Origin of the sequence: Rhodoligotrophos defluvii (assembly GCF_005281615.1) — a bacterium.
In the GTDB taxonomy this organism is placed as follows: domain Bacteria; phylum Pseudomonadota; class Alphaproteobacteria; order Rhizobiales; family Im1; genus Rhodoligotrophos; species Rhodoligotrophos defluvii.
The window spans coordinates 360,890-374,138 of record NZ_SZZM01000003.1 but is presented as its reverse complement, the minus strand read 5'-3'; the positions used below and the strand labels follow the sequence as shown (position 1 = coordinate 374,138).

Here is a 13,249-nt window from a genome sequence, read left to right as displayed (position 1 = left end):
ATGCAAGGGCAGTCTCCCGGCAGAACCAGCGCCACCTTTGCCTATCTGGCGATGCTGTTTCTGCTGTTGCCCTTGGCAGCCGTGGTGCCGGTTTCCTTCACGGGCAGACGGTTCCTGTCTATGCCGGAAGGCGACTGGTCGCTGCGCCACTACCAGGCGTTGGCGACAAGCCCGGAATGGCTCGGCAGCATCGGCACCAGCTTCACAATCGCCGTGGCCTGCGCCATCGTCTCCACCATCCTGGCGACCCTGTTCAGTCTCGGCATCTGGTACCGCCGGCCCGGCCTGACGCCCGTGCTCGTCGGCTTCGTGCTGTTGCCCATGGCGGTGCCGCCGATCATCTCCGCCCTGGTGCTCTATTTCTTCGCAACCAGCATCGATCTCTACGATACGGTACCGGGGGTCGTGATCGCCCATGTGGTGGTCGCCGTGCCCTATGCGGTGGTCACCATCCTGGTGGCGCTCACCCAGGTCGACCGGCGCATCGAGCTTGCCGCCCGCAATCTCGGCGCCTCCATCTGGCAGACCACCTTCCTCGTGCTTCTGCCGAACATCAAGCTGGGCATAGCCTCGGCCGCGTTCCTGTCCTTCATTCTGTCGTGGGAGGAGATCGCCGTCACTTTGTTCGTCACCAGCTTCGAGATCATCACGCTGCCGCGGCGCATCTGGTCCGGCCTGCGCGACAATATCGACCCGGTCATCGCCGCGGTTTCGGTTTTTTTGATCGCGATCACCGTGACGGCGATCGTCATCCGTATGATTGTGCAAGCGCGCCAAGGCCGGGCGGGTGGAGGACAGACATGACCAGGCGGAATCTGAGGGTGAACGGGGAGCGGCTGTGGAGCCGGCTCATGGAAATGGCCGAAATCGGGGCGACGCCGAAAGGCGGCGTGTGCCGCCTGACCTTATCGGACGAGGACAAGCAGGCGCGCGACCTCTTTGCCGCGTGGTGCCGGCAGGCCGGCCTGACCGTCGAGGTCGACGCCATGGGCAACATGTTCGCCCGCCGCAAGGGACGGCGCCCGGGCCCCGCCGTGATGGCCGGCTCCCATCTCGACAGCCAGCCGACCGGCGGCAAGTTCGACGGCGCTCTCGGCGTGTTGGCGGCGCTCGAAGCCATCGAGACCATGAACGATGCCGGCATCGAGACCGAGTATCCCATCGAGATCGTCAATTGGACCAATGAGGAGGGCGCCCGCTTCGCTCCGGCCATGGTGTCGTCCGGTGTCTATGCCGGCGTGTTCCCGCTGGAAAACGCCTATGGCTTCACCGACAAAAGGGGCGCGACCCTCGGCGGCGAGCTGGAGCGCATCGGCTACAAGGGCAGCCTGCCCGTCGGCGGCCGCGACTGGAAGGCCAGCTTCGAGGTGCATATCGAGCAGGGGCCCATCCTGGAAGAACAGGATCTGCCGGTCGGTGTCGTCACTTCGGTGCAGGGTATCCGCTGGTTCGACGTGGTGATCACCGGCGATGAGGTGCATGCGGGACCAACCCCCATGGACCGCCGGCGCGACCCGGTGCGCGGCCTCTATACGATACTGGCGGGCTGCTATGCGGCGGCAGCCGACCACGGGGAATGGATGCGGTTCACGGTGGGTGACCTCAAGGTTGCGCCGGGCTCGCGCAATACGGTGCCGGGGATGGTCACGTTCACCGTCGACCTGCGGCATCCGCAGGACGAGATGCTCGACAGCATGGAGCAGGCGATGCGGGATATCGCGGCCGAGGCGGGGGCGCAGCACAAGGTCGACGTCAAGGTCGAGCGCATCTGGAAGTCGCCGCCCGTCGCCTTCGACGAGGGTTGCGTAAACTCGATCAGGCGCGCGGCCGAGGCCTGCGGCTATGCCACGCGCGACATGGTCTCCGGCGCCGGACACGACGCGGTCTATGTGGCGCGGGTGACGCCCACAGCGATGATCTTCGTACCCTCGCGCGACGGCATCAGCCACAACGAGGCGGAATATTCATCGCCGGAAGCCTGCAAGGCAGGCGCCGACGTGCTGCTGCACGCGCTGCTGGACCAGGCGGGCGTCGCGGACCAATGACGAGCGAACTGGCCGGGCCGCCCGGGAGCGGCGCCAGGGCCGACCTGCTGGCGCGGATCGCCGCGATCGTCGGTCCGACCAACGTGCTATCGGGGCCTCAGCTCTCTGGCCGGGCCGTCGATGCCTGGTGCCTTGAGGATACTGCCGCGGCAGCCCTGGTACGGCCAGGCTCGACCGCCGAAGTCTCCGCCGTCATGGAACTGTGCCATGCGGCAGGACAGGTGGTGATTGCCGAGGGCGGTCGCACCAATCTCGTGCGCGGCACCAAGGCGGGCCTCGGCGAAATCCTGCTGTCGCTCGAACGCATGAACCATATCGGCCCGGTCGACGTGGCGTCGGCCTCGATAATGGTGGAAGCGGGCGCCATCGTGCAGCGCGTGCAGGAAGCAGCCCAGGCGGAAGACCTCCGCTTCGGCGTCGATTTCGGCGCGCGCGGCAGCGCCACCATCGGCGGCACCCTGGCCATGAATGCCGGCGGCATTCAGGTGCTGCGCTATGGCTCGGCGCGCGCTCAGGTCCTCGGCCTCGAAGTGGTGCTCGCCGACGGCACTGTGATCGAGCACCTCGTTCCCTATGCGAAGGACAATACCGGCTACGACCTGAAGCAGCTGTTCATCGGGTCCGAGGGCACCCTCGGCATCATTACCCGCGCGAGCCTAAAGCTGGTACCGCACCCCACGAGCGTGAGCACGGCGTTCCTCGCCTTCAGTGCCTTCGCCGGCATTCCGCACCTGCTGCGCCGCCTCTCCCGTGGACTGGCCGGCACTCTGTCCTCGTTCGAGGTGCTGTGGGGCAGCTTCTATGATCTCAATACCGGCGAGGGCGGGATGCGCGCGCCCGTCCAGCGCGGATTGCCTTATTACGTGCTGTGCGAGGCGGAAGGGTTCGATGTGACCGCCGACCAGGAACGGTTTGAACGGCTGATCGCGGAAGCGCTCGAAGGTCCGCATGCGGCGGTCGATGCAGCGATCGCCCAGTCCGGGCGCGAGCGCCTGGATTTCTGGCGCATCCGCGAGGACTTCGAGGCGGAGATTCGCCTTTGTCCCGTGCTCGCGGATTTCGACGTCTCCCTCGGTGTCGATGCGATGGAGGCCTTCGGGGAGGCGCTTGCCGCGGCCCTGAAGCGGGAGGTGCCCGAGCACCACGCTCTGCACATCTTCGGGCATATGGGCGACGGCAATCTCCACATCGGCATCGGCCTGCCGGATGCGCGCATCAAGCCCAAGGCCGAGGCGGTCGTCTATGGCCTCGTCAGCCAGATGGGCGGCGCCATTTCCGCCGAACACGGCATCGGCCTCACCAAGCGGGCGTGGCTCGGCTTTTCGCGCAAGCCCGAGGAGATCGCCCTGATGCGGCGGCTCAAGGCGGCGCTCGACCCCAAGGGCATCCTCAACCCCGGCAAGGTCTTGGGCTGACCTGCGTTGAATCTCGCGGACTAAGGCGATACACGTGAAGAGATCACCGACCTCCCCAACAGGACCATTCCGGGATGAAGATCAAATTCGCCAAGCCTCAACGGCCCAAGACGGGCACGCTTGTCATTCTGGCCGGAGAAGGAGCCGGTCTTTCAGGCTTCGGCGCATCGCTGGACGAGGCGAGCGGCGGCGCGATCGCGCGAGCGATGAAGGCGTCGGGCTTCACCGGAAAGCGCGAGAAGCTGCTGGACATCCTCGCACCGGCCGGGCTCGAACTCGACCGCGTTCTGGTGGCGGGGCTGGGCAAGCTGGCTGAGCTCAAGTCCCGGGATCTCGAACTGGTGGGCGGCGCCATTGCCGGTGCCGTGAGTTCGGGCAAGTCCAAGGACGTGGCGGTCGTTGTCGAGCTGGGCGAGGGGGCGAAGGTCGCGACCGCGGATGCCGCCGCCGCGATCGCGGCTGGCGTGAAGCTCCGGGACTATACCTTCGACAAGTACAAGACCAAGAAGAAGGACGACGAGAACGGCAACAAGAAGCCGCTGCGCAACCTTACCATCATGTCCGCCGACGCGGATGCGGCAAAGGCCGCGGCAGCGCCGCTGCTGGCGGTGGCGGAGGGCGTGCATCTCGCCCGCGACCTGGTGAACGAGCCGCCGAACGTGCTCTATCCCGCGTCCTACGCCAAGCGGGCCGAGGAGCTCACCAGGCTCGGGGTCAAGGTCGAGGTGCTCGGCGAGAAGGAAATGACGGCGCTCGGCATGGGGGCGCTGCTCGCGGTGGGGCAAGGGTCGAGCCGCGAGAGCCGGCTGGTGGTCATGACCTGGCAGGGCGGCCGCAAGGATGCACCGCCCATCGCCATTATCGGCAAGGGCGTCGTGTTCGATACCGGCGGCATCTCGATCAAGCCCGGCGCCGGCATGCAGGACATGAAGGGCGACATGGCGGGGTCCGCCTGCGTGGTCGGGCTGATGCACGCGCTCGCCGCCCGCAAAGCACGCGCCAACGTGGTTGGCGTCATCGGGCTGGTTGAGAACATGCCCGATGGCAGCGCCTATCGCCCGGGCGACATTCTGACCTCCATGTCCGGCCAGACCATCGAAGTGCAGAACACCGACGCCGAAGGCCGCCTGGTCCTGGCGGACGCGCTCTGGTACACTCAGGAGCGGTTCAAACCCCGCTTCATGATCGATCTCGCCACCTTGACGGGCGCCATCCTGATCGCCCTCGGCAAGGAGCATGCGGGGCTGTTCTCGAATAATGACGAGCTGGCGGCACACATCACCGCTGCGGGTGTAGAAACCGGCGAGAAGGTCTGGCGTCTGCCGCTCGGGCCCGAATATGACAAGCTCATCGACAGCGATGTGGCCGACATGAAGAATGTGGGCGGCCGCAATGCCGGCTCGATCACCGCGGCGCAGTTCCTGCAGCGTTTCGTCAACGGCGTGCCTTGGGCCCATCTCGACATCGCCGGCACTGGCATGGACGCAAACAAGACGGCGTTAAGCCAACATTTCGGCTCCGGCTGGGGCGTGCAGCTGCTCAACCGGCTGATCGCCGATCATTATGAGACCTAGCGCGCACAGGCAGCATGACCGAGGTCTTGTTCTATCATCTGGAGCGGCAGAGCCTGGAGCAGATGCTGCCGGTGCTGCTCTCGAAGACGTTGGAGCGGGGCTGGCGGGCGGTGGTGCAGGCCGGCAGTCCGGAGCGAGTGGAGGCGCTCAACACTCAGCTCTGGACCTATGCGGAGGGCAGCTTCCTGCCCCATGGCAGCGCGCGCGACGGCTTTGCGGCGCAGCAGCCGATCTGGCTCACCGACGGCGAGGATTGTCCGAACGGTGCGGCCGTGCGCTTTCTCGTCGACGGAGCGGCGGCGGCGGATGTGAGCGCCTATGTCCGGGTGGTGCATCTGTTCGATGGCCGCGACCCTGAGGCGCTGGCGCATGCTCGCGCGCAGTGGAAGGCGATGAAGGCGGCCGGCCACGAGGTGACCTATTGGCAGCAGAACGAGCAGGGCCGCTGGGAACGTAAGGCATAACCTGCGCGAGACCTTCATGAGGGCCACATGACAGAAAAGCTTGCATACCGGCTGCTCACCGGACCCGATGATCGATCCTTCTGTGAGAAGGTGAGCAAGGCCCTCGACGAGGGTTACATTCTTTATGGCTCGCCTTCGGTCACCTTCAACGGCGAGCGGGTGATCTGCGCGCAAGCCGTGGTGCTGCCACACACGCCCAGTGTCGGAGACTGATCCCATGACCATCGTGCTTTATGAGCTGGCAGGTGCCAAGGACGAGCGCTTCAGCCCCTATTGCTGGCGGGTGCGCTTCGCGCTGGCCCACAAGGGTCTCTCATATGAGACCCGCGGCCTCGCTTTTACCGAGATCCCGCGCGCGGTCGGCGCCCCGCACCGCACAGTGCCGATCATCGACGACGACGGGGTGATCCTGTCCGACAGCTGGACGATTGCCGACCATCTCGATCGCACCTATCCCGAGAGGCCTCTGTTCGGCCCAGACGGCCGCGAGAAGGCGGCCTATAAGTTCATCGAGGCCTGGACAAACCAGATGCTGACACCCGCCATGGTGCCGCTGCTGGTCTTCGACATCTATGGCCGCATCAAAGAGAAGGACAAAGCCTATTTCCGCGAGACCCGGGAGAAGCGGGTCGGTCCATTGGAGCAGGCTGCGAACGATGCCGACGCCAAGGTCGCCGCGCTGCCCAAGCTTCTGGCCCCGTTCCACTATGCCCTGGAGCAGCGGCCATGGCTGGGGGGCGAAGCGCCGGACTATGCCGACTATATCCTGGCGGGCACGCTGCAATGGGCACGTATCGTCAGCCCGGTCCAGCTCATCGCGCCTGAGGATCCGCTCACCGAATGGTTCGAGCGCTGCCTTGACCTGTTCGACGGCTCAGCCCGGGCCATGCCGGCTGCCCGGGCCGCCTGATCGTCATCGGCTCACTGCCCGAATTCGTAAGTCAGCTCGACCCCGGCATTGACGAAGATGAAGTCATCCCAAACGGTGCGGACCGGCGGCTTGAAGTAGTCCTCCGTGAGCCGCGCCGTCGGCAACCTGCTCCAATAGTCGAGACCAGCCACCGCGGCGACGCTCAATCCAGGGAAGAACTCCTTCACCAGTTTCATCTCGCCGCCGACCCGGGCGCCGAAGCCTGAGCGATCGTCCTTCTTGGAAAACCGAAACTCCTCCGTGTTCCCGGTGTGAACGTGGACCGAGTGCCAGGTGAAATGCCCGTCGGCCGCGATGCCGTATGCCCCGGCACTTGTCCGGAATTGCAGATAGGCAGCTTGGGCCACCGGCAACCTATATTCGATGGCGATGTTGACACCGCCAAGCCAACCATCGATCTCGGATGTTCGCAGGGCCGAACGCGGTAGACCAGGGTCGCTAGCCTGCCCGAAGCCGGAAACACCCCTCAACCGGGCTTTCGTTTGCTCGTTAAAATTCCCGCCGAAAGGCTCCAAGCTCAAGGCCGCATCAGGGTTGTCTGCCAGTGACGTCCCTTTCAGCCTCAAACCGAACTCCATGAACTGACGCTCCTGCTTCAGGAACGGCTCCCCGTTTATTGCCTCGGCAACCACCTGGCTCGACGGAGGGCCTTCGCTATACCAAACGGCATAGGCAGCCCTTGAATCCAGTTGTAGCTCGTTCGCGGCGCCCATCATGCGTCCATAGAGCTCGATGGCGGCAAGACCGCTGCCGTCATTGGGCTTGTAACCGGCAGCAATATTGCCGAACCACCCGTGCTGTTCCGGCGAAAAATTGTGCTGCCGCACGAAAGTAACATGAGGGTCCGCTTCGAAAGATTGATCCCACGTGTATTCGGTTACCCCGTAGGTCGCCGGGCCGCGAAGATGCGCCCATCCTCCGCCGACCGTCAGATAGAGGCTGGACGTCGGCAGGATGCTCGGTTCGCTCGGATATGCAATGACCTTGCCGAGATCAGCGGCCGGCGTGGGTTGAACCGGGTCGGACTCTGCAATCTGTGTGTAGTCAGCGGCTGGTTCATATCTGACGATCTGCTCGAGATTCGTGGCCGGAGGAAGATCTTGAGCCTGCGCAAGAGCAGAAGCAGAAATAAGCAATGTTGCCGAAAGCGGCACAGAATAAATGTTCATGAGACAACCCGTGTTCAGTTAATGATTAAAACTGACGCAACGGATTACATTCCGATTTTATCCATCGGTGAGAGATGTAAACAGAAAACTTCTGATCTAACAGGTTAAATTTATTTGTCATTTAGTTGCCAACGGATTAATTTTGGCGGCCGGACGGATCGCACCCTCCGTGGGGGCGGCTATTCTCTCCAACTGTTGCAAGAAATCCGCAAACCAGCTTCGGATGAAATCTGCGGCGTTGTCAGCTCGACCGCAGCAGGGCTTCTGCCTCTTCGAGCGCGGCAGAGGCGTCCAGCCACTCCGCTTCGGCCTGCTTCAGCTGCTTGAGCAGCCCTGCACGATCGAGCACCAGGCGGTTGGCGGCAACGCTGTCCTGGGCATAGAGCTTTGGGTTCGCGAGATCGGCCTCGACCGCAGCGATGCGCTTCTGCAGCAGATCGACCCGCTTCTCGGCGGCTTCGATGCGCCGCCGATAGGGGCTGAGCTGGTGTCTGAGCTGGGCCGCCATCCGCCGCCGCTCCTGGGCCGTGACCTGCGCCTCTGCCGCCGGAGTGGTCTGCACCGGCTCGGAACGGCTCTCCGCCGCTCCAGACTCACGTACTGAGGGGGCGGCCTCATCCCCCTGGGACTGCTGCTGCTTCTCCAGCCGTGCGGCACGCGCCCGCTCGCGGGCGCTCTCCAGCACCAGCCGGGTATAGTCGTCGAGGTCGCCGTCAAACGGCCTCACCGTCCCATTCGCCACCAGCCACAGCCGGTCGGCGCAGGCCTCGATCAGGTGGCGATCATGGCTGATCAGGATGACGGCGCCCTCATATTCATTGAGGGCATTGGCGAGCGCTGCCCGGCTGTCGATGTCGAGATGGTTGGTCGGCTCGTCGAGCAGCAGGATCTGCGGCCGATGGAACGTGGCCAGCATGAGGGTAAGCCGCGCCTTCTCGCCGCCCGAAAGCGTGCCGATGCGATTGTCGGCGAGCTCCGCACCGAAGCCAAACGAACCCAGCCGCGCGCGCCGCTGGGCCACTGTCGCTTCGGGCATCAGCTTCAGCATGTAATCGTAAGGGGTTGCCTCGAGGTCCAGCGCCTCGACCTGATGCTGTGCGAAATAGCCGACGCTCATCCGATTGTGATAGCGCATCTCGCCGGCATCCAGCTTCAGCTTGCCGGCAATAAGCTTGACAAAGGTCGACTTGCCGTTGCCGTTCGCGCCGAGCAGGGCGATGCGATCGTCCGGATCGATGCGCAAGTCGAGGCCGCGCAGCACCGGCTTTCCCGGTTCATAGCCGACCACGCCGTGCTCGATCCGGATCAGCGGCGGATCCAGCGGCTTTGCGATGGGCGGGAAGTGAAACGGGGTGACATGCTGCTCGATGACCGCCGCCACCGGGTCCATGCGCTCCAGCATCTTGAGCCGGCTCTGCGCCTGGCGCGCCTTCGACGCCTTGTAGCGGAACCGGTCCACGAAAGCCTGGATGCGCCGGCGCTCCTCGTCCTGCCGTTTCTTGAGCTTGAGCTGGCGCGCCTGCTCCTCCTGGCGCATGCGCTCGAACCGGTCGTAATTCCCGGTATAGAGCGTCAGTCTGCGGCCCTCGAGCAGCAGGATGTGGTTGGGAATCGCATTGAGCAGGTCGCGGTCGTGGCTGACGATCACCACGGTGGCTGGATAGGTCTTGAGGAAGTTCTGCAGCCACAAGGTGCCTTCGAGGTCGAGATAATTGGTCGGCTCGTCCAGCAGCAGGATATCGGGCCGGGAGAACAGTACCGCGGCAAGGGCCACGCGCATGCGCCAGCCGCCCGAGAAATCCGAGCAGGGTCGCTGCTGGTCCTCTTCGGGAAAACCCAGCCCGGCGAGAATCGTGGCGGCTCGCGCCGGCGCCGCATGGGCATCGATGTCGGCGAGCCGCAGCTGGATCTCGGCGATGCGCGCTGGATCCGTCGCATGCTCGGCCTCAGCCAGCAACGCGGCGCGCTCTGCATCCGCCGCCAGAACCACCGAAATGAGGCTCTCCGGGCCGCCCGGCGCCTCCTGTGCCACTTCGCCGATACGCACGTCGCGCGGCACGCTCACTGCGCCTGTTTCGGGCTGCAGCGCGCCGGTCAGCAGCTTGAGAAGGGTGGACTTGCCCGTGCCATTGCGGCCGATCAGGCCGACCTTGTGGCCTGCCGGAATGGCTGCGGTCGCATTCTCCAGAAGGAGCCGTCCGTTGATGCGGTAGGTGAGGCCGTTGATATGCAGCATGGCCGCTCTCTTAGGCCATCGCGGCCCGTGGTCAAGATGCCGTTCACCTCGCCTCGCGCATACTGTCGCGCCAGCGGAACCCGGCTCGGGCAACTCCGTTGCCGGAGGAAGCTGTCAACGGAAATAAATCGTGGCGATTGAGCCACCTGGTCTTGATATTGACAGTGTGGAACGGTATATGCCCGGCACGATCCAGATCCCCTGGGTTTCATCTGCTGGTTGGGGAGGGCCCTATGACTCATGATACCCTCTTCCAAGTGGGGATGGACTTGGAGGCTCCAAGCACCGCCCAAAAGGAAGACTTGTCCGACCGCCGTCACGTCGCGGCCCGGGCTTCGGCCCAGACCGTGCGCGACGACCGCAAGGACCATTTTATCAGCAAGAACGGCGTGGATTGCGCCGGCACGCATCTCATTATCGATCTTTTGGGTGCTGAAGGCATCGACGATATCGATCTGATTGATGAGACGCTGCGCAAGTGCGTGTCCGAGGCCGGAGCGACCTTGCTGCACATGCACCTGCACCATTTCACGCCGAATAGCGGCGTGAGCGGGGTGGCGGTGCTCGCCGAAAGCCACATTTCAATCCACACGTGGCCGGAGCGGGCCTATGCGGCGCTGGATGTGTTCATGTGCGGCGATTCCGAGCCGGAGCGCTGTGTCGAGGTTCTGCGCGCCGCGTTCAAGCCGCGGCAGCTCAACGTGACGGAAATCCTGCGCGGCGAAGGGGCCTGAGCGCGAAACTGCCCCGCATCGGGCATGGGAGGCTGCGTAACAGGCGCAGCCTTTTTCATTTTGGCGAACGGACTTGCCGTGCTTCACCGGCCTGCCTATACCCGGGGCGGCATCATGAACAGCAAGGGAGTTTCGGCCCATGTCTTCCAACAAGACCGCACGCCCGGCTGACCAGACGGAAACGTGGTACACGGAAACCCTTCACGCGGACCTGAGGAGCTCCTATCGCTGCCGCAAGGTGCTGTTCGATGCGCGAATCGACCATCAGCATCTGGTGATCTTCGACGGCGGTCGCTTCGGCAAGGTGATGATGCTGGACGGCGTGACCCAGCTCACCACGTCGGACGAGTTCATCTATCACGAGATGCTGACCCATGTGCCGATCCTGGCCCACGGGGATGTCCGCGAGGTTCTGGTGATCGGTGGCGGCGACGGCGGGGTCGCGGCGGAAGCCCTGAAGCACCGCGGTGTGCAGCGGCTGACCCTCGTCGAGATCGATGCAGGGGTGGTGGATTTTTCCAAGGCGCACCTGCCGGAGGTGAGCCGGGGGGCGTTCGATGATCCGCGCTTCGAGCTCGTGATCCAGGATGGGCGCGATTTCGTCGCCGACACGGATCGCATCTACGACCTGATCGTGGTTGATTCGACCGATCCCATCGGCCCCGGCGAGGTTCTGTTCACGGAAGGCTTCTATCGCGATTGCCGGCGCATCCTGCGGCCGGGCGGCGTGGTGGTCACCCAGAACGGCGTCCCCTTCTTCCAGGCCGCCGAGCTCGAGCAGACCATCCGCTTCTTCTCCGCCCTCTTCGCGGACGCCACGTGCTTCCTCGCGGCCGTGCCCACCTATACCGGCGGCTTCATGGCGCTGGGCTGGGGAAGCGACGATCCCGGCCTTCGCAAGGTGGAGCCTGCGGTGATCGCGCGCCGGTTTGCCGATGCCGGGATCGAGACCCGCTATTACACGCCGGAGCTGCACCACGCCGCATTCGCCTTGCCAAAGTTCATTGGCGATATCGTTGCGCGGGGACGCCGCCGCTGAGCAAGGCTCAAACGGCCGATCAGCACATAATAAGCCACCTGGCTCGAGGGTAGGCCACCGTATCCGGCTGCAACCATGCAACAGTGCCGGTCAAAGTTTCCTTTGCCATAAAAACAAAAGCGGTGCGGTCACCCTTCCGCATCCTTGAGCTGTATAAAGGAACTGTTTTCAATTTTCCTATTGGATGTCATCCTGTGTGGATAGGCCTTGCTATAGGATCGATTTGGTGGGGCGTCCAAAATTCATCAGCAAGGCGGCGCAACTGCCGAACGGTGGGACTTGCGGTCTCATTCCGGGGGGCGTCGCCGGGGCAAGATGGGGTAGCCATGAATCGCATATCGCTCAGTGGCGCGACGCTTTCAATTATGATTTTGGGCATGGCGGCACTTCCTCCTCAGGCGGAAGCCCGGCAGCTCAATGATGGATATGTCACATTAAGCCAGCTGTTTCAGGGCGGCGTCACCCGGCCGGAAGCGCGGCAGCGTGTGGCCAGCCGTTCGACCAGCACCACCCGACGGATCGTCGCCTACAGGACCAACAAGAAGCCCGGATCGATCGTGATCGATACGAGCGAGCGGGCGCTCTACTACGTGATGCCGGGCGGCAAAGCCATGCGCTATGCGGTCGGGGTCGGGCGCGAGGGCTTCCAGTGGTCCGGCGTGCACAGGGTCTCGCGCAAAGCGGAATGGCCGCGCTGGACTCCGCCCCCGGAGATGCGCAAGCGCCAGCCCGGCCTGCCGGTGACCATGGCCGGCGGCCCAGGCAACCCGCTCGGCGCGCGGGCGATCTATATCGGATCGACCCTCTACCGCATCCACGGCACCAATGATCCGCGCAGCATCGGGCGGGCCATGTCCTCGGGCTGCATCCGCCTGATGAACAACGACGTCATCGACCTGTATGACCGGGTCAGGGTCGGTGCCCGGGTCTATGTCTATCATTGACGGCGATCCGTTGACCTGAATGGACTGGTTCGCGCCGGTCGATCTCTACTGCGAGCGGCTCGCGCCCGGGTTATGGGCCGAGCCGCTCAACGTGCTCTCGAACCTCGCCTTCTTCATTGCCGCAGTCCTGGCCGCTCGCCACGCCTGGCAAGGCGTGAACGCGCGCAATGACGGCTTTCTCTGGCTGCTCATTATCCTGGTGGCGGTGATCGGCGCGGGCTCGACTGCCTTCCATCTCGTCGGCACCCGCTGGGCGATGCTGGCCGACGTGGTGCCGATCACGCTGTTCATCTACATGTTCTTCCTGTTCGCGATGCGACGGTTCCTGGGGCTCGACTGGCCGGCCGCATTGCTCACCACGGCCCTGTTCTTCGGCGCATCGTGGATTTTCGGCGAAAGCCTGCCGCGCGGTTTCATGAACGGCTCCGGCAGCTATCTGCCGGCGTTCTTCGCCATGGCCGGCGTCGGCGCTCTGCTGATCCACCGTGACCATCCAGCCGGTCACTGGTTCGCCGGGGCAGGGGGCGTGTTCCTGATCTCGCTCACCTTCCGTACTATCGACCAGGCGATCTGCCCGATCCTGCCGATCGGCGTGCATTATATGTGGCACATCCTCAACAGCCTCGTGCTGTACCTGCTCCTGGAGGCCGGGGTGCGGTGGGGTAGGGCGAAAGCCTCGGCCAGTTAAGCAAAAAGGC

Annotated in this window: 13 protein-coding genes; 11 read left to right on the top strand and 2 right to left on the bottom strand. The window is 64.2% G+C overall.

Annotation, left to right across the window (positions count from 1 at the left end):
• The 7 genes from E4P09_RS16070 (at window position 1) to E4P09_RS16040 (ending at window position 6,408) form a co-directional block, all read left to right on the top strand.
• Window positions 1–804, top strand: coding sequence for an ABC transporter permease (locus E4P09_RS16070; protein ID WP_137390615.1), 804 nt, complete (start codon window positions 1–3; stop codon window positions 802–804).
• Window positions 801–2,045 (top strand): Zn-dependent hydrolase, encoded by a 1,245-nt coding sequence (locus E4P09_RS16065; RefSeq protein ID WP_137390614.1) that lies wholly within the window; start codon window positions 801–803, stop codon window positions 2,043–2,045. The genes E4P09_RS16070 and E4P09_RS16065 overlap by 4 nt, the downstream gene beginning before the upstream one ends.
• Complete coding sequence (locus E4P09_RS16060) at window positions 2,042–3,460, top strand: FAD-binding oxidoreductase (RefSeq protein WP_137390613.1); 1,419 nt, start codon at window positions 2,042–2,044, stop codon at window positions 3,458–3,460. Before E4P09_RS16065 ends, E4P09_RS16060 begins: the two co-directional genes overlap by 4 nt.
• A 74-nt stretch (window positions 3,461–3,534) precedes the next feature.
• Window positions 3,535–5,034: a leucyl aminopeptidase gene (locus E4P09_RS16055; protein ID WP_137390612.1), complete on the top strand. Its 1,500-nt coding sequence runs from the start codon at window positions 3,535–3,537 to the stop codon at window positions 5,032–5,034.
• Window positions 5,035–5,048: 14 nt separating this feature from the next.
• Complete coding sequence (locus E4P09_RS16050) at window positions 5,049–5,498, top strand: DNA polymerase III subunit chi (RefSeq protein WP_137390611.1); 450 nt, start codon at window positions 5,049–5,051, stop codon at window positions 5,496–5,498.
• Between the two features lie 27 nt (window positions 5,499–5,525).
• A complete protein-coding gene (locus E4P09_RS16045; protein ID WP_137390610.1) occupies window positions 5,526–5,711 on the top strand; it encodes a DUF1737 domain-containing protein in 186 nt (61 codons plus the stop codon).
• 4 nt (window positions 5,712–5,715) lie between these two features.
• Window positions 5,716–6,408 (top strand): glutathione S-transferase N-terminal domain-containing protein, encoded by a 693-nt coding sequence (locus E4P09_RS16040; RefSeq protein WP_137390609.1) that lies wholly within the window; start codon window positions 5,716–5,718, stop codon window positions 6,406–6,408.
• Window positions 6,409–6,419: 11 nt separating this feature from the next.
• On the opposite strand, the gene E4P09_RS16035 is transcribed toward E4P09_RS16040, so the two are convergent.
• Both E4P09_RS16035 and E4P09_RS16030 read right to left on the bottom strand, forming a co-directional pair.
• Window positions 6,420–7,598, bottom strand: a complete 1,179-nt coding sequence (locus tag E4P09_RS16035) for a hypothetical protein (RefSeq protein ID WP_137390608.1) — start codon at window positions 7,596–7,598, stop codon at window positions 6,420–6,422.
• A gap of 241 nt (window positions 7,599–7,839) precedes the next feature.
• Window positions 7,840–9,834, bottom strand: a complete 1,995-nt coding sequence (locus E4P09_RS16030) for an ABC-F family ATP-binding cassette domain-containing protein (protein WP_137390607.1) — start codon at window positions 9,832–9,834, stop codon at window positions 7,840–7,842.
• A 347-nt stretch (window positions 9,835–10,181) separates the two neighbouring features.
• On the opposite strand from E4P09_RS16030, the gene speD reads away from it, so the two are divergent.
• The 4 genes from speD (at window position 10,182) to E4P09_RS16010 (ending at window position 13,239) form a co-directional block, all read left to right on the top strand.
• Entirely contained in the window at window positions 10,182–10,568 is a 387-nt protein-coding gene (gene speD / locus E4P09_RS16025; protein ID WP_338049007.1) for an adenosylmethionine decarboxylase, read from the top strand.
• 139 nt (window positions 10,569–10,707) lie between these two features.
• Window positions 10,708–11,607, top strand: a complete 900-nt coding sequence (speE, locus tag E4P09_RS16020) for a polyamine aminopropyltransferase (RefSeq protein ID WP_137390605.1) — start codon at window positions 10,708–10,710, stop codon at window positions 11,605–11,607.
• A 377-nt stretch (window positions 11,608–11,984) separates the two neighbouring features.
• Window positions 11,985–12,551: a L,D-transpeptidase family protein gene (locus E4P09_RS16015; protein ID WP_170984463.1), complete on the top strand. Its 567-nt coding sequence runs from the start codon at window positions 11,985–11,987 to the stop codon at window positions 12,549–12,551.
• Between the two features lie 19 nt (window positions 12,552–12,570).
• Complete coding sequence (locus E4P09_RS16010; protein WP_137390604.1) at window positions 12,571–13,239, top strand: hypothetical protein; 669 nt, start codon at window positions 12,571–12,573, stop codon at window positions 13,237–13,239.
• Window positions 13,240–13,249 lie beyond the last annotated feature (10 nt).

Bases quoted from the DNA above. Each gene is read 5' to 3' on its own strand.
- E4P09_RS16070 (WP_137390615.1), top strand. From the start codon at position 1: ATGCAAGGGCAGTCTCCCGGCAGAACCAGCGCCACCTTTGCCTATCTG.
- E4P09_RS16065 (WP_137390614.1), top strand. From the start codon at position 801: ATGACCAGGCGGAATCTGAGGGTGAACGGGGAGCGGCTGTGGAGCCGG.
- E4P09_RS16060 (WP_137390613.1), top strand. From the start codon at position 2,042: ATGACGAGCGAACTGGCCGGGCCGCCCGGGAGCGGCGCCAGGGCCGAC.
- E4P09_RS16055 (WP_137390612.1), top strand. From the start codon at position 3,535: ATGAAGATCAAATTCGCCAAGCCTCAACGGCCCAAGACGGGCACGCTT.
- E4P09_RS16050 (WP_137390611.1), top strand. From the start codon at position 5,049: ATGACCGAGGTCTTGTTCTATCATCTGGAGCGGCAGAGCCTGGAGCAG.
- E4P09_RS16045 (WP_137390610.1), top strand. From the start codon at position 5,526: ATGACAGAAAAGCTTGCATACCGGCTGCTCACCGGACCCGATGATCGA.
- E4P09_RS16040 (WP_137390609.1), top strand. From the start codon at position 5,716: ATGACCATCGTGCTTTATGAGCTGGCAGGTGCCAAGGACGAGCGCTTC.
- E4P09_RS16035 (WP_137390608.1), bottom strand. From the start codon at position 7,598: ATGAACATTTATTCTGTGCCGCTTTCGGCAACATTGCTTATTTCTGCT.
- E4P09_RS16030 (WP_137390607.1), bottom strand. From the start codon at position 9,834: ATGCTGCATATCAACGGCCTCACCTACCGCATCAACGGACGGCTCCTT.
- speE (WP_137390605.1), top strand. From the start codon at position 10,708: ATGTCTTCCAACAAGACCGCACGCCCGGCTGACCAGACGGAAACGTGG.
- E4P09_RS16015 (WP_170984463.1), top strand. From the start codon at position 11,985: ATGGCGGCACTTCCTCCTCAGGCGGAAGCCCGGCAGCTCAATGATGGA.
- E4P09_RS16010 (WP_137390604.1), top strand. From the start codon at position 12,571: ATGGACTGGTTCGCGCCGGTCGATCTCTACTGCGAGCGGCTCGCGCCC.